22 protein-coding genes and 2 pseudogenes are annotated in these 21842 nt (G+C 34.0%); 22 read left to right on the top strand and 2 right to left on the bottom strand.

Going from position 1 to position 21842, the window contains the following annotated elements:
* The first annotated feature begins 2 nt into the window (after window positions 1-2).
* The 10 genes from ACE1MS_RS14500 (at window position 3) to ACE1MS_RS14455 (ending at window position 7650) form a co-directional block, all read left to right on the top strand.
* Entirely contained in the window at window positions 3-428 is a 426-nt protein-coding gene (locus ACE1MS_RS14500) for a hypothetical protein (RefSeq protein ID WP_447402438.1), read from the top strand.
* 39 nt (window positions 429-467) lie between these two features.
* On the top strand, window positions 468-1004 hold the full coding sequence (locus ACE1MS_RS14495) for an RNA 2'-phosphotransferase (protein ID WP_036116838.1): 537 nt from the start codon (window positions 468-470) through the stop codon (window positions 1002-1004).
* 647 nt (window positions 1005-1651) lie between these two features.
* Window positions 1652-1777 carry a hypothetical protein gene (locus tag ACE1MS_RS14490; RefSeq protein WP_447402437.1) on the top strand — a complete coding sequence of 42 codons (126 nt, stop codon included), beginning with the start codon at window positions 1652-1654 and terminating at the stop codon, window positions 1775-1777.
* Window positions 1778-1848: 71 nt separating this feature from the next.
* Window positions 1849-3081, top strand: coding sequence for an RHS repeat domain-containing protein (locus ACE1MS_RS14485; RefSeq protein ID WP_447402436.1), 1233 nt, complete (start codon window positions 1849-1851; stop codon window positions 3079-3081).
* Between the two features lie 19 nt (window positions 3082-3100).
* A complete protein-coding gene (locus ACE1MS_RS14480; RefSeq protein WP_447402435.1) occupies window positions 3101-3685 on the top strand; it encodes a hypothetical protein in 585 nt (194 codons plus the stop codon).
* 369 nt (window positions 3686-4054) lie between these two features.
* Window positions 4055-4642, top strand: coding sequence for an RHS repeat-associated core domain-containing protein (locus ACE1MS_RS14475; protein WP_447402434.1), 588 nt, complete (start codon window positions 4055-4057; stop codon window positions 4640-4642).
* A gap of 6 nt (window positions 4643-4648) precedes the next feature.
* The gene (locus tag ACE1MS_RS14470; protein WP_416277575.1) at window positions 4649-5467 is read left to right on the top strand and encodes a HEAT repeat domain-containing protein; all 819 of its coding nucleotides are present in this window, start codon (window positions 4649-4651) and stop codon (window positions 5465-5467) included.
* 366 nt (window positions 5468-5833) lie between these two features.
* The gene (locus ACE1MS_RS14465; RefSeq protein ID WP_416277577.1) at window positions 5834-6613 is read left to right on the top strand and encodes an RHS repeat domain-containing protein; all 780 of its coding nucleotides are present in this window, start codon (window positions 5834-5836) and stop codon (window positions 6611-6613) included.
* Window positions 6614-6832: 219 nt separating this feature from the next.
* Window positions 6833-7279, top strand: coding sequence for a hypothetical protein (locus ACE1MS_RS14460; RefSeq protein ID WP_447402433.1), 447 nt, complete (start codon window positions 6833-6835; stop codon window positions 7277-7279).
* Between the two features lie 86 nt (window positions 7280-7365).
* Window positions 7366-7650: an imm11 family protein gene (locus ACE1MS_RS14455; RefSeq protein WP_447402432.1), complete on the top strand. Its 285-nt coding sequence runs from the start codon at window positions 7366-7368 to the stop codon at window positions 7648-7650.
* A 206-nt stretch (window positions 7651-7856) separates the two neighbouring features.
* Here ACE1MS_RS14455 and ACE1MS_RS14450 read toward each other — a convergent pair whose 3' ends face one another.
* Window positions 7857-8024: a hypothetical protein gene (locus tag ACE1MS_RS14450; protein ID WP_447402431.1), complete on the bottom strand. Its 168-nt coding sequence runs from the start codon at window positions 8022-8024 to the stop codon at window positions 7857-7859.
* A gap of 235 nt (window positions 8025-8259) precedes the next feature.
* Here ACE1MS_RS14450 and ACE1MS_RS14445 point away from each other — a divergent pair, with 235 nt between their 5' ends.
* Together ACE1MS_RS14445 and ACE1MS_RS14440 are read left to right on the top strand one after the other, a co-directional pair.
* Window positions 8260-8433 carry a hypothetical protein gene (locus ACE1MS_RS14445; RefSeq protein ID WP_281487054.1) on the top strand — a complete coding sequence of 58 codons (174 nt, stop codon included), beginning with the start codon at window positions 8260-8262 and terminating at the stop codon, window positions 8431-8433.
* Window positions 8434-8463: 30 nt separating this feature from the next.
* Entirely contained in the window at window positions 8464-9003 is a 540-nt protein-coding gene (locus ACE1MS_RS14440; RefSeq protein WP_281487055.1) for an imm11 family protein, read from the top strand.
* 450 nt (window positions 9004-9453) lie between these two features.
* On the opposite strand, the pseudogene ACE1MS_RS14435 reads toward ACE1MS_RS14440, so the two are convergent.
* Window positions 9454-9504 (bottom strand): annotated as a pseudogene (locus ACE1MS_RS14435) (hypothetical protein); the annotation flags it as partial.
* A 78-nt stretch (window positions 9505-9582) separates the two neighbouring features.
* Between ACE1MS_RS14435 and ACE1MS_RS14430 the strand changes: the two are divergent.
* The 10 genes and pseudogenes from ACE1MS_RS14430 (at window position 9583) to ACE1MS_RS14385 (ending at window position 21840) form a co-directional block, all read left to right on the top strand.
* Window positions 9583-9822: a DUF7660 family protein gene (locus ACE1MS_RS14430; protein ID WP_447402971.1), complete on the top strand. Its 240-nt coding sequence runs from the start codon at window positions 9583-9585 to the stop codon at window positions 9820-9822.
* 85 nt (window positions 9823-9907) lie between these two features.
* Window positions 9908-10442 (top strand): annotated as a pseudogene (locus ACE1MS_RS14425) (RNA 2'-phosphotransferase).
* Window positions 10443-10797: 355 nt separating this feature from the next.
* Window positions 10798-11145, top strand: coding sequence for a hypothetical protein (locus tag ACE1MS_RS14420; RefSeq protein WP_200990496.1), 348 nt, complete (start codon window positions 10798-10800; stop codon window positions 11143-11145).
* A 492-nt stretch (window positions 11146-11637) separates the two neighbouring features.
* Window positions 11638-12585 carry an ADP-ribosylglycohydrolase family protein gene (locus ACE1MS_RS14415; RefSeq protein ID WP_036216815.1) on the top strand — a complete coding sequence of 316 codons (948 nt, stop codon included), beginning with the start codon at window positions 11638-11640 and terminating at the stop codon, window positions 12583-12585.
* A gap of 26 nt (window positions 12586-12611) precedes the next feature.
* Entirely contained in the window at window positions 12612-12986 is a 375-nt protein-coding gene (locus tag ACE1MS_RS14410; RefSeq protein WP_012295114.1) for an SMI1/KNR4 family protein, read from the top strand.
* A 261-nt stretch (window positions 12987-13247) separates the two neighbouring features.
* Window positions 13248-13406, top strand: coding sequence for a competence pheromone ComX (comX, locus tag ACE1MS_RS14405; protein WP_031417376.1), 159 nt, complete (start codon window positions 13248-13250; stop codon window positions 13404-13406).
* The gene (locus ACE1MS_RS14400) at window positions 13397-15733 is read left to right on the top strand and encodes an ATP-binding protein (RefSeq protein WP_099805276.1); all 2337 of its coding nucleotides are present in this window, start codon (window positions 13397-13399) and stop codon (window positions 15731-15733) included. Before comX ends, ACE1MS_RS14400 begins: the two co-directional genes overlap by 10 nt.
* A 241-nt stretch (window positions 15734-15974) precedes the next feature.
* Entirely contained in the window at window positions 15975-18845 is a 2871-nt protein-coding gene (locus ACE1MS_RS14395) for a hypothetical protein (protein WP_012295111.1), read from the top strand.
* A 144-nt stretch (window positions 18846-18989) separates the two neighbouring features.
* On the top strand, window positions 18990-20291 hold the full coding sequence (locus ACE1MS_RS14390) for a hypothetical protein (protein ID WP_012295110.1): 1302 nt from the start codon (window positions 18990-18992) through the stop codon (window positions 20289-20291).
* 325 nt (window positions 20292-20616) lie between these two features.
* Window positions 20617-21840 (top strand): MFS transporter, encoded by a 1224-nt coding sequence (locus tag ACE1MS_RS14385; protein ID WP_012295109.1) that lies wholly within the window; start codon window positions 20617-20619, stop codon window positions 21838-21840.
* Window positions 21841-21842 lie beyond the last annotated feature (2 nt).

Genomic DNA, 21842 nt, shown 5'->3' with positions numbered 1-21842 from the left:
TTATGAAAACCATATTTATAGATACAACAATTGGTGTAATAGATGCTAGAGATGCGTTGATTTTAAAAAAGTTCAATATTGATCGATTTCCAAGCGAAGTTGAAATTTCATTAAATTTAGCAACAGAGTTGGCATCAAATATTTCGACAGAAGAACGATACATTGATATTTCTTTCATTTTTAAAAATGTAGTCAAATTTGGACTTTGTGCTCTTGATTATTTTAATGAAAATATATTGGATACTTGTTTTTGTGAAGTGATTGATTCCGACTTTTTGAATCAGCAAGAGTCACTGGTTGAAAAGGAATATAAGCATTATTTTCTTGAATGTTATGATGAAGTTTTTGAAATTGTTGCTCAAGAATACAATCTTATTTTGCTAGATGGACTTAGAATAGCTGATGAAAAAATGGATAAAAGCAATTAAATGAGGTTGAATCTAAGGATTCAAGGAGCTGTAAGATAAATGAATTATGATAAACTTAGTAAAGAGGTGGCATATGCTCTACGCCATTCTCCGGGAAAGTATGAATTAGAATTAGATGCTAATGGATGGGTTTCAGTTGATCAATTGTTAGAATCATTAAGAAAATCTGATAAATGGTCTCGTATTGAGATTGATGATTTGAAAAAAATGATTGAGAAGTCAGAAAAGAAGCGTTACGAAATTTTAGATGATAAAATAAGAGCGTTTTATGGACATTCGACTCCTATGAAAATTCAAAAAAAGGAAATGAAGCCACCTAGTACACTTTATCATGGAACTAGTCGTCGTTTTCTTGAGTCAATAATAAAGAATGGCTTGGTTCCAAAAACAAGGCAATATGTTCATTTATCTGAAGACATTCATACAGCTATCTTAGTAGGTAAAAGGAGAGACACTGCCCCTATAGTTTTAAAAATCAATTCAGAAGATGCATATAAAAATGGTGTAAAATTTTATTTTGCGCATGAAACGATATGGTTAGCAGATGCTATATCGTATGATTTTATCAGCTACTAAAAATATTAACAGTACAGAAATCTACAATATGTAGCAGAGAAATAAAACACATGTATGTGGTAAAAACCCATGTGCATGTGTTTTTATTATTAGTAGTAATATATTCCTTCTCTATTTCCTGATATTTCAAACACATTGCTTATTTTATCCCTAAAAACTAATCTCGCTTCCACTATTATGGCCCCAGCATTGGCACGTACACACAGATAGGTCCGACTGGGTTAAGTGGCAGAATGGCTTCGTATGGATATGTAAAAGATACAAATACACAATATGAACCGCTTGGATGGAGTATATAGATGAAGAAATAAAAAAATTATCAATCTCATATTACTCTCAAAAATATGTAAAGAGGAGCCTTTAAGCTCTTTCTTTTCATATTTTTTGCTTTAGAAAGGGAATTGTTTTTATGTTTTAGTGTATAACCTTAATCATCAGGTGAGTAGTATTGTATCGTCTTACATGTGTAATCTTTCAGAACGTTTATTTAGAATATGATGCGACGAGACCCTTCTGGACAAGTCATCAAAGAGTGGCAAAACGACCATTGAATTGCTAGTAGCTATGACGAGTTAGGCAATCGTTCACAGATAACAAGTAGCCTCGGTGCCAAAATCGATGTCACGCGTAATGAGCTGGGCAATGTCTTGCAAATGACAGCTTCTCGCTCTGAGCAAGCTCAGTGGACAGCCTCGATGCAGTACAATGTACTCGGACAAGAGATTGAAAGAACCCTACCAGGGATGTCATTAGTAAATGGCAATATGATATAACTGGTAGACCGACACACCATCGCGTAAGTAGTCAAAACCGCGATACGCGAAGACGCGTGTATAATTGGGATGTGAATCACCAATTACGCAGCATGGTCAACGAGCTAACAGGTGTAAAAGTGACATACGGCTATGACGAATTTAGTAATCTCGTATGGGCCAATCAAGACAGTCGTCAATTTGATTTCTTATACCGCAGTGTCGATGATGTCGGCAATCTATATGAAACAAAAGATAAAAAAGATCGTATCTATGGCGCAGGTAGTAGACTACTAGAAACACAAGATGCCAAATTCTCTTATGATGAAGAAGGAAATCTCGTAGAGAAAGTTGAAAAGAATGGTGATACGTGGAAGTATGAGTATTATGGCAATGGGATGATGTCGAAGGTCATTCGACCTGATCTCACAGAAGTTACTTTCAAGTATGATTCACTAGGTAGACGGATAGCGAAAAGTTCTGACGAAAAAACGATAAGATTCGTGTGGGACGGGAATACGATTCTACATGAGTTTGATTCACGGAATGATTTGGCTGAACTAGACAGTGAAAATTTAGTCACATGGGTATTTAATGATGGCTTTGTCCCTTCTGCAAAAATAACAAGTGAAGGTCATTACAGTATTATTAGTGATTATCTAGGAACACCTGTTGAAGCCTATGATGAAGAGGGTAAAAAAGTTTGGTCAGCTGAACTTGATATTTATGGACGAGTGAAGGAATTTACGGGTGAGAAAGATTTCATTCCGTTTAGGTATCAAGGGCAGTATGAAGATATTGAAATAGGCTTGTATTATAACCGATTCCGATATTACGACCCAGAGCAAGGGAATTATACGCAGGTTGACCCGATTGGGCTTGCGGGTGGGAATCCTACTTTGTATGGTTATGTCCGGGATACAAATAACAATATTGATAAATTTGGTTTATATTCAGATTTGTTGGATACTGGTATGGGACATCATTTGATGCCGAGATCTATAGCAAAGGCTTTAGACATTTCAGAGTTAAGTCAAATTCATTCAATTTCTTGGTATCCAGATGAAGGAGCCGGAACGGCAGAACTTCACAAAAAATTGCATAGAAAGCTTATAGAAGATGGAATACCTTATCATGGTTCAAAATTTACTGGTACAACAGATGAATTTTTTGAAAAAGCTGCTAAAGCATACAAAGACATTGACGTTAAAGGTTATTTAAAAATCCCATACACAAAAGAAAAGTTATTTAAAGATTTAACTCCTGCAGAAGCTTTAGAGAAATTAAAAGAATTACATTCTAATGGAAAAATCCCTTGTAAATAGAAAAAAAGGAGATGTTATAATGGATAGAATTTTAGATACTGGAAGTTACGGAATTTGTTTATTTTCAATAGAAGTCCTGCAAGACTTTTTAAAGAAAGAAAAAGTTAGAACAAAAAAAATTTTAAAAAATTTTCAGGATAATCATAATCGTTATTTAGCTTCACTTGAAAATGGTATTTGGATACCTTTTTTACCTATAAATTCTATAGAGTATATTATCAAACTTGAAAATTGTAATCAGTCATTTGACGATGAATGGGAAGAAAAATTCGTTTATCATGACTTTAATATTGAAGTTAAAGATTCATTATGGATTGCAGATATTGGTTCATTTTATGAATTTGATAAAAATGAATTTTTAGGAAATTATGAAGTATCTTATGAAACATTAGATGGTAAAACACTATATTCCGGATTTAGATACAGTGTTTCTTCTGGTAAATATTCCGTATCTATAAAAGGATACGTACGTAAGAAGAAATTAGATTATCCAAATTCAAACTTTGGTTTTTTGTTTTCTCTTAAAAAAGTAAACGAATTTAAAGGTTTTAATGATCCACGGGAAGATGAAAGATATAACTTTAACGTGGCAAAGATAGTTTAAATTAGTATTCTAAAAAAATATAATAAAAGAAATACCTTAATATCAATTCTGAAGGGCAAAAAATCACACTAAAGGGATTTTTGCCCTTTTTAACTACAATGATTTCAAGAAATATGGAAAACAATTCTCCATGAGTATTTCACGCAAAATGATGAAGTTGAACGAGAAAATTTAGTTGAGTCACAGATCAAGCCTGAATTACAAAACAATCTAGTTACATGGGTATTTAATGATGGCTTTGTCCCTTCTGCAAAAATAACATGTGAAGGTCATTACAGTATTATTAGTGATTATCTAGGAACACCTGTTGAAGCCTATGATGTAGAGGGTAAAAAGGTTTGATCAGCTGAACTTGATGTATATAGTAGAGTGAAAGAATTTACAGGTGAGAAAGACTTTATTCAATTCCGTTATCAAGGACAGTATGAAGATGTAGAAATTGGCTTGTATTATAACCGATTCCGATACTACGACCCAGAGCAAGGGAATTATACGCAGGTTGACCCGATTGGGCTTGCGGGTGGGAATCCTACGCTTTATGGATACGTTGGCAATCCATTACTATGGACTGACCCTTTTGGTTTGATTGAGACTTATTATAGAACAATGTCGGAAAAACATTATAATCGCCTTGTAAAGAGTGGCAGGATTCCTGCTACAGGTGAAATATTTATTTCACCAACTAAGCAGTTTGCTGAGGGATATAAAGGGGTTTCTGTAGAAATTAATGTTAAAGATGGAACAACTAAACTTTTAGCAGGAATTGGAGTGAGGGGACAAGGTGAAGATCTTCGAGCGTTATACCCTAACATGCCTGAAGCGAAAAAGGGGTGGAACACTAATAATGTTCTGTTTAAGTTGGAGGATCCAAATATTAATATAGGACTAGGAAAAGGAAAAGGTCTAGAAATTTTTAATGACAATATTGAGAGTTTTAAGGTATGCGGAAGGAGATAGACAGGGATGGAGATAGAAATGGCTCGCAAATTATGGTTGAATGAAATTACTGAGAAAGAATTTATAGATGCTTTTTTTCCAAACGGTATAGTCTCTGAATATGTTTTAAAATTACTATATGGAGCTTATAAAATTCGAGATGTGGAAGCTGTTAGATGGATGTTATATGTTGCTTCCAAATTTGACTTGTTCACTTTAAATTATACAAGTGTACTATGTAGTCTTATTGAAGAGGATTGGCACAAATCTCATGAAGACATTGCTTTTACATTATCAAAACTAAAGCCATTAAACGCTGTTGAATCGCTTTATAAAGCTGTATTTCATGAACTTGAATACCTTGATTACGATGATAATTTTGCATTAGCTGTAAAATGTATTTGGGGTCTGGGTAATATAAACAGCCCTGACTCTATTGAAAAATTAAAGTCTCTTTCTAAATCTAACAATGAAACAATTAAAAGAAATGCGATGGAACAGCTCGAAATATGTGGTCTGTTTACTGAAAGACAATCTGAACTGATTTTAAATCTTTTTAAGAATGAGATTTCAAAAGGAGATTTTATTGAAGAGTTTTATCTAGATTATCTTTACACTGCTGATGAGTTTAAGCGTTCGGATTATGTGTTAAAATTGATTTGTGATGAATATAAAAAAAGAGATGCCCAATCTGTAGAGTATTTGCTTTATGTTGCTTCGGTTTTTGGGCTGATAACTGAGGAATACAAGAAAATAGCAAGTAATTTGATTAAAGAAGAGTGGTATCAAAAACAAGAAGAAACCATCTCTCTTGTGGATTTGGCCAAATTCTCTTTGAATCAATAAAATTTTGTTCGGAAACTACTTTTTGTGGGACGGAAAAATGATTTAGCATGAATGGGTTGCAGATGGTGGCTATACATGTATAAACAGTGCTACGAAGGCATCTGCAAGCAATGTGAAACATGATTCAAAAGGAAACTTACAAAGCCCATGTTCAAATAGAAAATAGACACGCCATGACTTTTAAAGTCATAATGTGTCTGTTTTCTATTATTTTTGTTTTAGCAATGAGTATTAAGTATAATTAGGTCTTTTGGTGGTCAAGGAGATTACAATTATTAGTTTAAAAGGGTAACGGCGTTCAACTAAAGTACAATGCCTATGACGATAGTTATTTTTGCAAAGGATAACCATACAAAAGTGGCCTTAATGGCAAAGGTCATTAAGCCAGATAATACGGAAGTTACTTTCAAATATGATTCATTAGGTAGGCGAATAGAGAAGAGTTCTGAAGATAAGGCTACTCACTTTGTATGGGATGGAAATACGATTCTGCATGAGTGGAATAGAACTTCAGAAGATTTATCATATATGCATAAATCCTTTATAACATGGATATACGATAATAAGTCATTTACTCCGATAGCTAAAATCTCAAGAGAAGGTGTTTTTAGTATTATCAGAGATTACCTTGGTACCCCTTTTGAAGCATATGATGTACAAGGAAAGCAAATTTGGTCTTGTGAGCTTGATATTTATGGACGAGTTAAACATTTCATTGGGGCAAGAGATTTTATTCCATTCCGTTATCAAGGACAGAATGAAGATAAAGAAACTGGACTCTACTATAATCGATTCCGTTATTATTCAGCAAGTGAGGGTATATATACCCATTCTGATCCAATTGGACTAGCAGGAAATAATCCAACGTTGTATGGGTATGTTGGGAATCCTAATATTACGGTTGATCCGCTAGGTTTAAGTAGTTTTGACCCTTTTGAATTTGGTGAAATAACCCCATTTCCAAGAGACATACATTTTGGTCAAAATAGAATAGCACCTAATTTTAGTACAATTGGATCCCAAGCTAATGATTCGATTGTTGGTAGGCCAATACTTGATGTTGCCAAAGATATTAGTCTCGGTAGAATCAATCCTAATGAGTTTTTAATTTCGTATACAATCGATCCTGCAACAGGTAAAAATTAGTAACATTAAATAATAGAGGATTGGCTACATTGGCTGAAGGAGGCAAATTTCCAGAACACGCAATCTTTGTTCCATATGATTAAGTTCCTAGTTTTCTAGTCGCTGATATAAAAAATAGACCACCATCTAAAACAATATCTATAACAAGGAATAAAGACGGTTCTGGTCTTGTTAAGAATGTTACAAATTGTCTAGGCTAAAAAATTGGGAGGTATTAAGATGTTCACTTTAAAGCCAGTAAATTTTAATTTCAAAATATCTACTACTGATTTAGAGTTAGTGTATACAGAATCAGGTGGCGTAAAAATTGAAGTTGGTGCTATACCATTAAAGAGTATAGACAATACATGTGTTAGCATAGAAATTATTTTTTCAATTGTAGCGGAAGTTAAATGCGTAACGTTAAATTTCGATGAATCTAATTATAATGGTTTTTGTATTTCTGAGGAAGTGTCAATTGGAGATCATTTGGAGAAAGATGAAGAAAGATTTCGTCATCCAGATTCAGGATTTTATGAAGTGGTAGATTCAGAATATTTACAGAAAAATATAATGAAGTACGATCCCAAAAATAGGTTAAATTTGAAACATTATATTGTTAAAGGATATGATAGTTATATTGAACTGGTGGCATCTTCTTCATATTCTTTAAAAGAACTACATTAATCTTCTCTAAGAAGCTGTTTGAGTAATTAGGATGAGATTCAGTGGATTTCTTCAGTAATAACACCTACAAACACTGGTGAAATGAATTGTTTTTTGTAATGGTTAAATTAAATCTAGTACGTTGTTTAGATATCGAGAAATCGGAGTATAGACCATTATTAAAATCCTTACTAGACGGACCAATCAAACTACTGACTATAAAATATGTTCCCCATTCTTTAGAAGGGCATCATATTGTTAGAATGAAAGAATATACAGGGAATATCATTGTTGATGAATTATTTATAAAAGCATGTAAAGAAGAAAAGATAAAAGGAGTACTGTTTGTCAAAGAGGGAATTACCCAACGACCGGAATTCGTTGAATTGTAGGTATTACAATGTTTTTTTATATTATCTAATATGCTATGAAGAGAATTATTTCTCTTCATAGTCACTATAATGATTCCCGTTAATGAATGTATCTGAAGTGTCTAGATTCAAAAAAGCTAATTCTCCTAGCTCACAGACAGAGTTAGTAAGTTTTAATATTGCAAACTGTTTTTCATTAAAATTCACAATGATATTAAGAAAGTTATCTAAGTCGTCCACACTAAATCCTTTTGGACAATACCAGCTTTGATGTTAAAGGAAATTTCTTGAATCATATCTGTATGAAAGTTATTTAAAATAGATTTATAAATAGGATGACTAATTTCCTCTAAGGTGTCATTCCAAACTCTCATGTTCTCTTCAAAAGGCATCATTTTATTATTCCTCCAATGTTTTTTTGTTTAATTTTACCATATGAATATTAGATAATCACAATTTTATGGATAATATTTGTCGAGCTGCTTTGACGAATTCGTATGGGATGGCAATACGATTCTGCATAAGTGGCATGAACCTAGCGATGCTAGTGAAACTAATAAAGAGCTAGGGATATTCTAGAAAGGCATAAGATTGATGTCAATAGTGCAGATAATGGGATTTATTTAAAACATGGATCCAAATAGTATACAACCTGGTGCTTATCATAGAATAATCCATACTAAAGATTATTTTAGAAATGTTGCTGATAGGTTGGAGGCTGCGGAGCATTTTGGTGGAGCAAAAGCAAAAGAAGCAGTATTAGCCGAGCTAGAAAATATTAGGACGGACGGATTTATTATTTAACGTTAAAATTTGGTAAAGGGAGTTTTGTAAATGAATGTATATAGATTTGTAAATGATGATGATTTTAAAGATTTAACCTTTTTAAATAAGGACTATGTTCGTCTTTTTTCAACTTTTACAGGGCAAAAAATTACTCTGGATTGGAACGAAGAGATATTTGGTATTTCAGAAGATAAACTGAATAGAGGAAAATTGTTAGATTTTGATTCACGTTGTTATGGAGCTACATTAATAGTAAAAAAGAAATTTGAAAAGTTTTTTATTGATGAATTTTCAGAAATTATAGAAACTCTCCCCATAAAAATCAAAGGTATTACAGAGGATTATATATATATAAATATAACAAATGTTTTAACAGCAATTAATTTTGATGGTTTAGATATGCAAGAATCTCTTGCAATGTTGCGAGGTGAAAACATTACATTTAATTTAGAAAAAATAGAAAATGAAACTATTTTTAGAGATATTAGAATTAACAACTTTTATTTCTGTACACAAAATTTTAAATATTTTATTGAAAAAAATGGAATTAATGGATTGCGTTTTATGAAAGTAGGGACAGGACTTTGACTCTAATAAATGAATAGCATATTTTAAACATACTCTTATTTCTTAATATGAATTTCCTCAAGAGAATTATTTCTCTTCATAGTCACTATAATGGTTACCATTAATGAATGTATCTAAGTGTCTAGATTTAGAAAAGCTAATTCTCCTAGAAACAATCTAGGTAATTTTGCTGAGTTATCAGAAGTTCAACCTCTTTCGTTAAATCCGAATGAAATTTATTTTATGCATAGCAATATCAAAAATATAGTACAGGTCCACTTACAGTTTTAGAAAATGCTGCATCATTAAAAAGTAAGTGATTAGCCTACAGTAAATGTTTGGAAAGATACAGATGGCAAGATATGGATGCTTGATCATAGAAGAGTTGCGGCATTAAGACTAGCAAATATTGATGAAATTCCAGTAAACTGGGCTAGTAGAAGACAGGTGAAGGATCAATGGCGTAAAATGTCAACTAAGGAATAAATCTATAGATTTATTCTCCCATTCATCTCTATTCTTTTTATAATCAGCTGATAATAAATTTACAAATTCTAAGAACTATTGCTTATTTGAAACGCTTTCAATTTTGTCAAACCAATCCATACAATTCTCCCCTTTCAATTTTTACTACAATTTTACTTTTATTTTTTCTTACAAATTACTTGTCGAGTACCACCTTCCATCTTCAGAACAATTGATGTTCCTCCATTCCAAGCCATTGAGGGGTGGATGGAAGATATGGAAGGATTTTATGAAAATTCTGGTCTAGATACACCTAAAAATATTGATTGGAACTTTTTGGCGAATATGTTGTATGTGGATAAAATCTATGAGTAAAAAGTCTACTCTAAAAAATATTGCCAGATGGACAAAAGTAATGGAAAAGAGGTTGAATTTAAGGCTTCAAGGAGCTGTAAGATAAATGAATTATGATAAACTTAGTAAAGAGGTGGCATATGCTCTACGCCATTCTCCGGGAAAGTATGAATTAGAATTAGATGCTAATGGGTGGGTTTCAGTTGATCAATTGTTAGAAACATTAAGAAATCTGATAAATGGTCTCGTATTGAGATTGATGATTTGAAAAAAATGATTGAGAAGTCAGAAAAGAAGCGTTACGAAATTTTAGATGATAAAATAAGAGCATTTTATGGCATTCGACTCCTATGAAAATTCAAAAAAAGGAAATGAAGCCACCTAGTACACTTTATCATGGAACTAGTCGTCGTTTTCTTGATTTAATAATAAAGAATGGCTTGGTTCCAAAAACAAGGCAATATGTTTATTTATCTGAAGACATTCATACAGCTATTTTAGTAGGTAAAAGAAGAGACACTGCCCCTATAGTTTTAAAAATCAATTCAGAAGATGCATATAAAAATGGTGTGAAATTTTATTTTGCGCATGAAACGATATGGTTAGCAGATGCTATATCGTATGATTTTATCAGCTACTAAAAATATGTACAGTACAGAGATCTACAGTATGTAGCAGAGAAATAAAACACATGTATATGGTATTAACCCATGTGCATGTGTTTTTATTGTTAGTCGTAATATAACGGTTTATAGAGCATTGAATGGTGCCCAAGAGTCTCAGGGCTTCAAGTACAATTATTGCTATTGATACTGATAAGCTAGACCCCAACAAAACTTTTGATGTATCTAATGGAATTGACCCCCAAACAGGTAAACCTCTTAAAAATCCAGCATATAAATTTGCAACTAAAGATGCTGAGGTTCTAATACAGGGTGAAATACCTAAAAGTGTTATATTATTCATAAAAAGGGAAGGTGTCGTTAAATTATTTTTATGAAAATATATTATCGAAGTGAAATCGACAAAATTAGAAATTCTCTAAAGAACTACTACAATAAGCAATTCAATAGTGAAAAGGAAGATTTCATTGAAAACAAAAAGAACAAAGAACAAATAAAAAAATTAATAATTCAAGTTTATAATGATAGTACTCTGTCTGAACCAGACATAAGGAATTTAATAAAAGCAGGGTTAGAACTTCTGGCAAAAAATATAGGTAGTGCAGAAGATGGAGAGATTGCTGAAAATATTCTTGATAGTCTTTATTACGATATGAAAATACTAAGACAGGAAGATATTGATAATTATTACGAGCAATTTTCAAATAGGAGATGGGATTAAAATATGCTTATAGTAGATGAGAAATTGTCATGGTTGAATGATAAGGAAAGTATCATATAGTTTAATGCCTCCAATAGGAAATCACTATGATATTAGCCTAAAACCCTCTGCAAATTTAATACTTTTGGGGTAGGGACAATTGAATAATTGTTAACTATTTCATTCTAGGTCATAATTAAGATTCTTACAATGTTGTGTATTTCAGCAATAAAACGTTATATGTTTTAAACACCTCAATAGGATTCAAACATCTAAGGAGTGGCATTAATCCCTACGGATTATATTGCTACTCTTTTCTTTATAGGGTTAATAGGCAATGAAGCAAGCCGAGTAGATTTAGTTACGATAGTCATAGAATGGGAAGAATTGAAGAAAAAATATCAAGAACGGAGGCATTACTATCAAGTTAGGACAGAAGATGGGGGAAATTCGCATCTGCAATTATAGTCTACTTTATAGTATGTTAGGTAGAGAAGGGGGACATGTAATCCTATGGTAGATGCAAAGATGAAAGAGCGATTGTTTGCCACTTTATATGGTGGGATAGTTGGTGATTTGATGGGCGTACCTGTCGAGTTTAAGAAGCGGGGGACTTTCCGTGTAGAAGATGTGATAGGATATGGAACTTACAATCAACCACCGGGAACATGGTCAGATGATACTTCTTTAACGCTATGTTTAGTGGAAAACATGATTGAAAAAGGCGATACAGGAAGCTTAATGGATAAGTTTGTACGATATATGGAGCAAGGCTATTTGACACCTTTTGGGGAAATGTTTGATATTGGCATCACGACTGCTGAAGCTGTGTCAAGCTATAAAAAGGGAGTTGTGCCTGAGCAATGTGGAAAAACGGGCGAGTTTGATAATGGCAACGGAACGCTGATGAGGATTGCACCTTTAGTGTTTGTATTGATGAATGAAGGTGATTTTAACAAAAGAAAAGCGTTGGTCCAGGAATATACCATGATCACGCATGGTCATCCACGTTCAATAGTAGGGTCTATCATTTATATTGAGTTATTATTAAGTTTATATCGAAATAATTCACTGGAGCTTGCATTAAATGAGGTATATAACTTGCTGCTAAATAATTTACAGCGTGAATTGCATACAGAGTTAAATGCCTACAGTAGAATCTTTGATGAGAACTTTTTACGTATCTCTGAAGACGAAATTTATTCAAGTGGTTATATTGTCCACTCACTTGAGGCAGCCATATGGAGTGTTGGTCATGCAGCTACATTCAAAGAAGCTATTTTAAAGGCAGTCAATTTAGGAGAAGATACGGATACTATAGCGGCAATAACGGGTGCTTTAGCGGGTATGTGCTATCAAATGGAGGGAATTCCAGCTGATTGGTTGAACGCAATTGTAAAAAAACAAGAGATTGATGATTTAATCGAAGCTTTTTATGAGTTTTGTTTGGTAAAGAATTGAAGAATCTTCAAAGAGGAGGTGACAAAATGTCTCCTTTACATAATATTGTTACTGGCAATCCTCCAGCAAGTGAGCATGATATTCTGCTAATAGAACAGACGATGGCTATTCATCTTCCACAAGAATATAAAAATGTTCTGAAAGAGGCCAATGGTTTTGCACTTACGAATGGTGTTTTAATATATGGTACCGAGGAAATAATGGAAAGAAATGAGACTTGGGAAGTGAGTGAATATGCAAAAGGCTATGTTGCCATAGGGGATGATGGTGGCGGAATGGTCTTTTTAATGGCGTTAGAGAAAGAAGCTTGTCAGGTTTTTGTTGTGGATGTTGGCGATATGAATCCGCAGCATGCTATATTGGTCTCTTCCCAATTAAACAGGTGGCTACAAGAAGGTTAATACGGATTGAAAAAGTATAAAATGAAGAAGCTTGTTCCTAGCATTAGGAGCAAGCTTTTTCTATGTCAAACTATGGAGAACTAAGCAAATTCATTACATATTCTATTATATTATTGTATTTTTTAGAAAATTATGTTGAATTGTAGGTGAATGATGGTATAATCAATTTATAGTTACAAATATGGTTAATAATTCCTTTGTGTGGAGGTTTTATTGGATAATAATAGTAACTATAAAAAACTAATGAAATGGAGCGATTTTATGATTAACATGGTTCAATATTTAGAGCAAAATCCGTCGTTGGTAACATTGTTAAAAGAAAAGAAAGCTTCTCTTGTTGGTGTAACAGAACTGGAACAAAAGGCAATTTTGGATTCGTTTGATGAAGATGTATGTTTAGAAAGTACAATTTGGTATTAAATTTTAATTATAAAAAATGGTTTTGGCTTGCTGTAAGTACATATTTGGTAATTGGGCTTTATTTACTAAATGTTACATACAGCAAGCCTATTTTAAGTATGGATGTTCAAAACGAGAATGGACAATGGATTTTAATAGAGCCATATTATAAAGAATGGGCTGAAAAACATAAAATAAAAAAAGGCGATATTATTTTAGAAGTTGATGGAAAACAGATTGATAGTCTCCGTGATTTAAAGTACGAACCTGTAATTCGTGCCGCTAGAGAATTGACAATAATGAAAGATAATGGGGCTGTTATAAACCTAAATATTAAGTTATATGATATACCTGAACAATTTTTTTATGTTTTAATAGTTCCTTTTTGTTATTTCCTTCTTACGTTATTTATCACTTTATATTTGTATTATAAACAAAAAAATACAATTCTCTTAAATTTATTGATTCTTTTTATCTTAACGGTTTCATTAGCTTATGTTAGTAGTGGAGCATCTGCTAGGTTAAATCTTTTAGGAATAATAATCAATCGAAGCAGTATGCTACTTTGTTTAGTTATACTATTACACTTTTTAAAAATATATTTTGAGTTTATGGATTTAAAATGGTTGTTTACTAAAAAAATTAATTTGTTTTATACGATTCCCATTGCAGGTGTGGTATTAAGTGTCTTTAGCAATCTGTATCCCTCTACTCATTTTGAAAATTCGTTCATTATTTTAAGCCTTTTTTTCTTTTTATTGCTGGTGATTCTAGGAATAATAATATTAGGATACATCAAATATAAAACGCCCCAGTTAAAAATATTGTTAAGTAGTATTATCATTCCATTTTTGCCGTTTTTATTTCTTTATGCACTACCTGAAATACTATTTCATAAACAATTATTAGAAGCTGATATATGTTCTTTATTTCTCATGCTCATTCCTTTAAGCTTCTTGTTCACACAACTTACAGAACGTATATTTGATATGGAGTACTTTATATCGAGAATACGCTATTACTTTAATTTCTCATTTGCTTTTACCATTTGGCTTTTGGGTGGTTTGTATTTATTGACGGATTTATCGATTACACGTATGACGGAGCTATTCTTTTTTACGTTTCTTTCCTTAATGGCGTTGTTTTACATTAAGGAGCGGGTTGATTATCGTAAGCGAAAGATTTTGTTTTCTACGAAAGGTGACTATATCCATCGCTTATATACGACCGTCGATAGTATAGGCAGAGTTGTGAAGATCGAGGATTTATTGGAGAAGTTTGTCCAGGAAGTTGTGCTCCAGCTTGAGATGGAGAGCGTTTATGTTCTCACGTATGATTTTCAAACACACCAAGTTACATTAACGAACAAATCCAAGGAATACAATCAACATCAAATTGATGAGGTTTTACTTGAGCGATTAGTTTTAGGGGATATTAAAAAGACAGATCATTTCTATATAGCCTTTATTCATCAAGATGCAAATTATAAAAGAATCCTTGTGGTGGATCATAATAAATCTATTTATCTGAAGGATGAGGAATTGCTATGGCTGGAATTGTTGCTGTTATATTTAAATAACTTTATTGAAAATACTAAAATGGTCGAGGACCTCTTAGATCAGTTAAAGCATATGAAAGAGGCAGATAATCGTCAGCTGCCCTGGCTCAATAAATTACTTTGGCTCCGTTTTGAGGAGGAGAAGTATCAGTTAGCCCAAGAGCTTCATGATACGATATTACAGGAGCAGCTTCATATTGCCAGAGAAATGGATGTCCTGATGCACATGAAGGATTCAGAAAATATACCCATTAAACTGAGGAAGATCCACGAGCATATGATTACCTCTCTGAATGATTTACGAGGATACTGTGAAAATTTAAAGCCCCCTTTGTTAGATACATTGGGCTTAAATGCTGCACTTGAGAAGCTGATTCAAAAAATTCAAAAACGGGCTAATTTTGTATTGTTATATACTATAGATCGACTTTACTTAGAGGATGAGCGTTTAAATTTAATGATTTATCGACTGTTTCAAGAATTATTAAACAATGCGTTAAAACATTCCTATGCCAATACCGTTACCATCTATTTATTAAGCACGGAAGAAGGCTTTGAAGTTTTGTATAGTGATGATGGGGTAGGGTGTAATTTAGATGACATTATGCTGGCCGAATCAATGGGCATTCAAGGTATGCAAGAGAGGGTTCAGGCTTTTAATGGGAAATTCACATTAAACAGTAAGGTAGGAGAAGGGATGATGATTCGTATATGCGTAAGTGAAACTCAACATCCGTATCCTTATGCGTATAGTACGCTGAACCGCCCTACTTATATGATTCGAGGATAAGTAGATGAACAGAAGGCATATATCCAATACAATTTTCACCTTTTAATCTCTTCATGTTTTTTTATGAATGTGGATTAGAAGGCTTTTGTTTTTTGAGTATAAACTAATATCAAAATATTGTTATTGTAGAGATAAGAATACAGGAGAATATACACTTTTTTGAATTCTTTCCCCTGAATAAAGGAAATCAGGGAGATGTGGCCGATATAATTCAATAGAAGGATTGAGGAGGTCAACTAATTTGAATAAAAAATTATTTTTAACAGCAGCAGCACTACCCGTAGCGCTTATTGTACCGGCTGTTGCAAGTGCAGAGGAAACGGTGACGGTCACGGGGCAGAATATTGTCAATGAAACATTAACGGTTCATCAATTACCCAATAATGCTATAGTTAATGCCTACCAATGGTATTATCTAGAAAAGGTGGCTAGTGAAGACGGTTCAAAAACGTCCACGAATAAACCGATTGCAGGAGCTACTTCTGCTTCGCTAAAGGTGCCAGTAGAAGCAGCGGGTAAAACTATTTTTGTGGAAGCCACTACAACTGAGGGAAAAAAATATCAAAGTGAACCAAGAACCATTAATGCGTTGAATCTTGCTATTACAACGCCAACGTTAGAGGGTTTTTCAACTTCAGATTTTGTTGCACCTGGCGAAACGGTGAAAGTAGCAGGTATTACTGTTACGGATAAGGCAGGAGCGACATTAACAAGTGGTCAAATTACATATAGTTATCAATGGTTTTATCAGCTAGGTGAGGGTGAAAATTCCTTTACTATTATTGAGGGAGCTTCAGGTAGCACCTATACCATACCGAAAGATGCGATAGAAAAGGGCATCAAAGATATTATTGTTAAAGTCAAAGCTCAGGTAGGCACTTCTTTTGTGGAATCTCCACGTTCTGAAGTGATTTCTATATCAAAAGAACCAACAGATACATTAACAAATGATATTAAGAATCTATTAGTGAATGATAACAAATACAATGTTACTGATATAAAGTCTTTCGAAGAAAAAATTAAGGCATTAGAAAGTAAGTATCAGGCTTTATCAGAGCCAGCTAAAGGGAATGTGTCGAATTATGCTGTCCTCAAACGAGCACTTGCAGATGTGGACCTTATCAATAAGTTAAATGAAAAAGTGGACAAGGTGGGTGGAATTAACGACAAAGATTTGCCTACCTACATTAAGGAGATTGAAGCGGCATACGATAAGTTCGATTTATTACAGCGTAGCTTAGATGTCAATGATGCTTTATATACGAGCATTAAGAACCTTTTAAATGAGCCAAATGATCTTGAGGAAATTAAAGAAGTCAGAAGACTTAATCTGGCCATCGTTAATTTATTAACCTACACAAATGGTATTGCCCAATATGTCCCTTCTGATAAGGATTCCTTGCAAGGTGTCGTGAATACGATTGAGGCAGATATCGCCAAATTATCCCAAAATTATCGTGGCGCTATTCAAAACCTAACGATTCTTAATGAGGCTAAAGCAGATATTAAAAAAGTGGAGCAATTTATTAAATCATTTGATAAATTATCATCCAATAATACGCCGAACAAGCAGGTCACGGTTGCCAAGTCTATTCGTTCCAACTATGAAAAATTAACGTATAAGCAATTAAAATTGGTGCCAGACAAGTACGGACAGCTTTTAGCGACAGCAGAGAGTGCGGAAGAAAGTCAAATTGCCACATTAAACAATGATATAGATAGCTATATTGGGGATGATATTTATCCAATAAACCCATCTGCTAGTTCTTGGCAAAGTCATGTCAATAATGTGGCTCGTATGGTAAAAGAATATAAGAGCTTAACAAAAGCATCAGCAGCACAAATAGAGGGATATGACAGTCTTATTACTTTACAAAAGGATTTAAAAACGGCTGAAAAAGTCATAAAAGATATGGATGCTTATCAAAAGCTTTCTGGCGTAACGGGTGTAACTGAAAGTAAATTGAATTCAAGCTATACGAATACATTAAAAGCTTATAATAAACTGACGTCTTTACAGCAATCGCTTGTCTATAATGCTGAAGAGTTTTTACTAAATACGCCAAAAGTTTCAGTGGATGGGAAAGTACCTGCTGATAAAGCTGCGGCAGAGGCATTGAAAGCTGATATCGCCAAATTTGCGGATGTCACTAAATTTACATTCAATCAATTAGAAAAAGCTGTTGATACGGCGGCGCAGTCCTATAAAAAGCTGTCATCTGGTGCAAGAAAATATGTAACCAATAACTATTTACTAACAGGTGCTCAGAAGGATATTACAGGTGTCAAATCTTTCTATAAAAAAATTCAAGCCGCTAAAGAAGAAACAGATGCAGCTAAACAAGCTAAAAAAATAGAGTCTGTGCAAAAAGCGTATGCTAAATTACCTGCTAATCAACAGCATTTAGCAAAAGAGCAATACGAAGCATTGTTAAAGAATCAAATTATTGATGAAAATGCACCAAATATAAAGCAATTGAATGATGAAATAGCTATGATTGTTGCCAATGATCAATATTTAGTGTCAATAGATAAAATTAATACACTTTCTAAGCAATACAGTAGCTTAAGCTCAAGTGATAAAAAGCTAATTACCAATTATGATATTTTAAAAGCGGCCATCGCAGATGTGAAAAAAGTAGAGTCCTTTATGAAGACCTATGATAAATCGTTTAGCGCTAACCCAAGTACTGTTATCAAGGCTTTTGAAAAGCTTACGTCTAAGCAAGTGAGCCTTATTCATTCAGATATCCAAAAATTAATTAGCGAAAAGCAACAAGGTCAACAACAAACGAATGAAAATGCTTTGACATTAATTGAATCAATCAATTCTCTCCTCGTCAATGGTGAGTATATAGTTGATCTAGAGGGTAAAGTAAAAGAAATTCGTACGGCATATGATGCATTGAGCGCTAGTGATAAAAAGATCATCAAAAACTATTCGAAGCTTACGCAAGCCGAAACTGATTTGAAGAAGGTTGCCGATGTCCATGCATTATACAAAGAGGATGGCGACGAGGCGGCTCGTAAGGCCTGGCAATCAGCTTATGGGAAGCTTTCCAAAAAATTAGAATTACTTTATAAAAACATGTATCCACAGGATATGAAATGAGGTAAGCCCCGAGAAATTCGGGGTTTTTCTTTATAAATTTTTTTATTTGTCTAGTAAATTGGTTGTCCGCTATACTATGAACAGAAGAGTAAAGAAATTTTTTACATAACCATTGTAGTTTCACAAAGAAGGTAGGAACAATAGATGTATAAAATAGGTGTTGTGGGTCCTGTCAAATCCGTCAATAGAATTATCGCTTTAGCCAGAGAGATTGAACAGGATATGGAATTTATTCCGTATATTTATTCTATTGCGACAGAGACAAAGCATCTTGTGGAGACATATAACCAAGATGTGGATTTCTGGCTGTTTTCTGGCTACATCCCTTATAAGATAGCGTGTCAAACAACAGTTTCGCACGATAAATTGGCACATATCATTTTTTCGGAGGCGGCTATTTACAGAGGATTTTTAGAGCAATCCTATCGACAAAAGAAGTTTATTGAAAATGTTAGTATCGACCTTATCCCTTCTCCCTCACAAATGGCTTCAGAGGGTTTAGCGGAGATCCAAAAAAATGTGAATAACATGTATTTAAAGGAATTTGATGTAGCGATTGATCCAAAAGAGTTGTTTGATTTCCACTATACTCTTTGGCAGGAGGGAAAGATTGATTTTGCTATCACTTGCTATCCTTCCGTAGATGAGGAGCTGAAAGGTCGAGGGGTTCCTTCCTATTGGGTATCTCCTACAAAAACAGAGATTTACCATACAGTCCAGCTGTTTACCGAAAAAATCAAAACATCCTACTATAAAGAAACCCAAATTGGTGCTGTGATGCTTGAAATCAAGGACTTCGATTCCTTAAAGGAACGTATGAAGCAAGGGTATCGTATTCAATATTTAGAGCTACGTACCAAGGAACATCTACTGCAACTTTGTGAACAAATTGACGGTTCCCTCATTGAAGAAGGGAATGGAAAATATACAATTTTTAGTACAAGGGGAGCCATTGAAGGGCAAATTAAATTTCTACAGGAAAAAATGTATCAACTATCAATTGAAATGGAGGCCAAAGTAACAGCAGGTATTGGTTTTGCGCAAACCGTATTCAATGCGGAGCTACATGCTCATCGTGGGCTTAGACAGACCAAAGAAAATGAGGCCGTCGATATTGTGATGATTCAGGATGATGGTACGATTATTGAGTCGGTTGGACATATAGAAGAACTGTCTTATTCTTACCGAGCAGAAGACCCTGATATTTTAGAAAAGCTAAAAAAGGGTAATATTAGTATTAAAACGTATATGAAAATCCATGCGCTTGTGCAGAAAATGCGCTGGAAACATTTTACGACAAAGGATTTAGCGACACAGCTTCAAATGAGTGAAAGAAACGCACAGCGTATTGTTGCTGATTTATGTAGTGTGGATTTAGCAAGAATTTGTGGTGAAGAGTTACAGCATACGCGTGGTAGACCAATAAAAATGTATCAGCTTGTCTAGAAACTAAAAAGATGCTCCAAACCAGCCCATGGTTTGGGCATTTTTTTTTTCTCAAATTTTAGGATTGAAAACAAAGGTCAGTTCATGAGTTGTGAGCTTTTTGAGGAAATCATTCATAGTGAAGGATGCGATTATCTATTAGAAATTTTCAAAAAAATATTGTATTTTTTGACTACTTTGATTATTATACGAATATATAACGAAAATGTCGGTATATAAAAGGGGTTTTGATTTTACTAGATTTACAAGGGGGCAAGAATCTTAAAGAGTAATCGTAGCGGTGATGCAATCACTGCCATAAAAAGGGATCATGGGAGGGATATAAATGACAACAAATGACGTAACGAAAAAATCTAGAAATGTCATCCTTGCACTATTATTTTTAGGCTGGTCTTTAGGGAACTTAGATCGCTATATTATGAACTACGCGGTCGTTTCAATTACAGGTGATTTGCAATTGGATGCATCTTCGACGGGTATCATTTTAAGCGCTTTCTTTTTAGGGTATGCCATTATGCAAATACCAGGAGGCTGGCTAGCTGATAAATTTGGCGCAAAACGAATCTTACTAATGGCAGTCATCATGTGGTCTATTTTTACGGGACTAACGGCTATTGCCTGGTCTTTAACAGCAATGATTGTTATTCGTTTCTTATTCGGCATTGGCGAGGGTGGATTCCAGCCGTCTAGCTCTAAAATTATTGCCACGATTTTTCCGAAAGAAGAAAGAGGAAGAGCGATGTCGATTATGCTTACCTCTGGTGGGATTGTTTCGCTAATTGTACCGCTGTTAGCCGCATATTTATTAGGAACAATTGGCTGGCGTATGATGTTTATCATTATCGGGGCTATTGGAGCCATTATTGCTTATTTATATTGGAAATACATTCAGCTACCAAAAGCTGAAACAGCAGATGCTGCTGAGACAGGTAGTCCGACAGTCAAAGTAAGCTTTAAAGAACTATTGAAAACACCGCTGATGTGGAATTTGATTATTGCTTATTTCTGTATTTATGCGGTGAACTGGGGATTAGTATCGTGGATTCCAACGTATCTTCAAAAAAATCGTGGACTAGATTTAATGTCCATTGGTTGGGCACAAACGATTCCTGCCATTACAACAATTATTGGGGTGTATGGTAGTGGCTATATCATCGATAAGCTTCCAAAAGGAATGGAAAAGGTGTTAGGCTCCATTTCCTGTGCAGTGATCGGTATTTTACTGTATTTAATGTTTACTGCGAAAACGGTGACATTATTTATTGGCTATCAAACAGTTGTTTCTATTTTTATCGCATTTGTCATCACGCTACTACCCGTAATCGTTTTAAAGAAATTGCCTTCGTCTATAACAGGCTCAGCGATGGGGATTGCGAATACAGGCGGACAGCTAGCGGGGTTTGTTACGCCCATGGCTATTGGTTTTATGGTCGATGCCTTTAATGGTTCCTTTGATGCAGCCTTTTGGATGCTGATTGGATTCGCACTCATTTGTATTGTGTCGCTTGTGACGCTAAACGATCAAAAGGGAGCATTATTGAAAGCATAAAG

It is taken from the genome of Lysinibacillus sp. fkY74-1, from assembly GCF_053165895.1.
The sequence above is the reverse complement of the archived record's forward strand: the minus strand, read 5'-3'. Positions and strand labels throughout refer to the sequence as shown.

Coding starts and splice junctions, on each gene's coding strand:
- ACE1MS_RS14500 (WP_447402438.1), top strand. CDS start 3: ATGAAAACCATATTTATAGATACAACAATTGGTGTAATAGATGCTAGA.
- ACE1MS_RS14495 (WP_036116838.1), top strand. CDS start 468: ATGAATTATGATAAACTTAGTAAAGAGGTGGCATATGCTCTACGCCAT.
- ACE1MS_RS14480 (WP_447402435.1), top strand. CDS start 3,101: ATGGATAGAATTTTAGATACTGGAAGTTACGGAATTTGTTTATTTTCA.
- ACE1MS_RS14470 (WP_416277575.1), top strand. CDS start 4,649: ATGGAGATAGAAATGGCTCGCAAATTATGGTTGAATGAAATTACTGAG.
- ACE1MS_RS14465 (WP_416277577.1), top strand. CDS start 5,834: ATGGCAAAGGTCATTAAGCCAGATAATACGGAAGTTACTTTCAAATAT.
- ACE1MS_RS14460 (WP_447402433.1), top strand. CDS start 6,833: ATGTTCACTTTAAAGCCAGTAAATTTTAATTTCAAAATATCTACTACT.
- ACE1MS_RS14450 (WP_447402431.1), bottom strand. CDS start 8,024: ATGATGCCTTTTGAAGAGAACATGAGAGTTTGGAATGACACCTTAGAG.
- ACE1MS_RS14445 (WP_281487054.1), top strand. CDS start 8,260: ATGGATCCAAATAGTATACAACCTGGTGCTTATCATAGAATAATCCAT.
- ACE1MS_RS14440 (WP_281487055.1), top strand. CDS start 8,464: ATGAATGTATATAGATTTGTAAATGATGATGATTTTAAAGATTTAACC.
- ACE1MS_RS14420 (WP_200990496.1), top strand. CDS start 10,798: ATGAAAATATATTATCGAAGTGAAATCGACAAAATTAGAAATTCTCTA.
- ACE1MS_RS14415 (WP_036216815.1), top strand. CDS start 11,638: ATGGTAGATGCAAAGATGAAAGAGCGATTGTTTGCCACTTTATATGGT.
- ACE1MS_RS14410 (WP_012295114.1), top strand. CDS start 12,612: ATGTCTCCTTTACATAATATTGTTACTGGCAATCCTCCAGCAAGTGAG.
- comX (WP_031417376.1), top strand. CDS start 13,248: ATGATTAACATGGTTCAATATTTAGAGCAAAATCCGTCGTTGGTAACA.
- ACE1MS_RS14390 (WP_012295110.1), top strand. CDS start 18,990: ATGTATAAAATAGGTGTTGTGGGTCCTGTCAAATCCGTCAATAGAATT.
- ACE1MS_RS14385 (WP_012295109.1), top strand. CDS start 20,617: ATGACAACAAATGACGTAACGAAAAAATCTAGAAATGTCATCCTTGCA.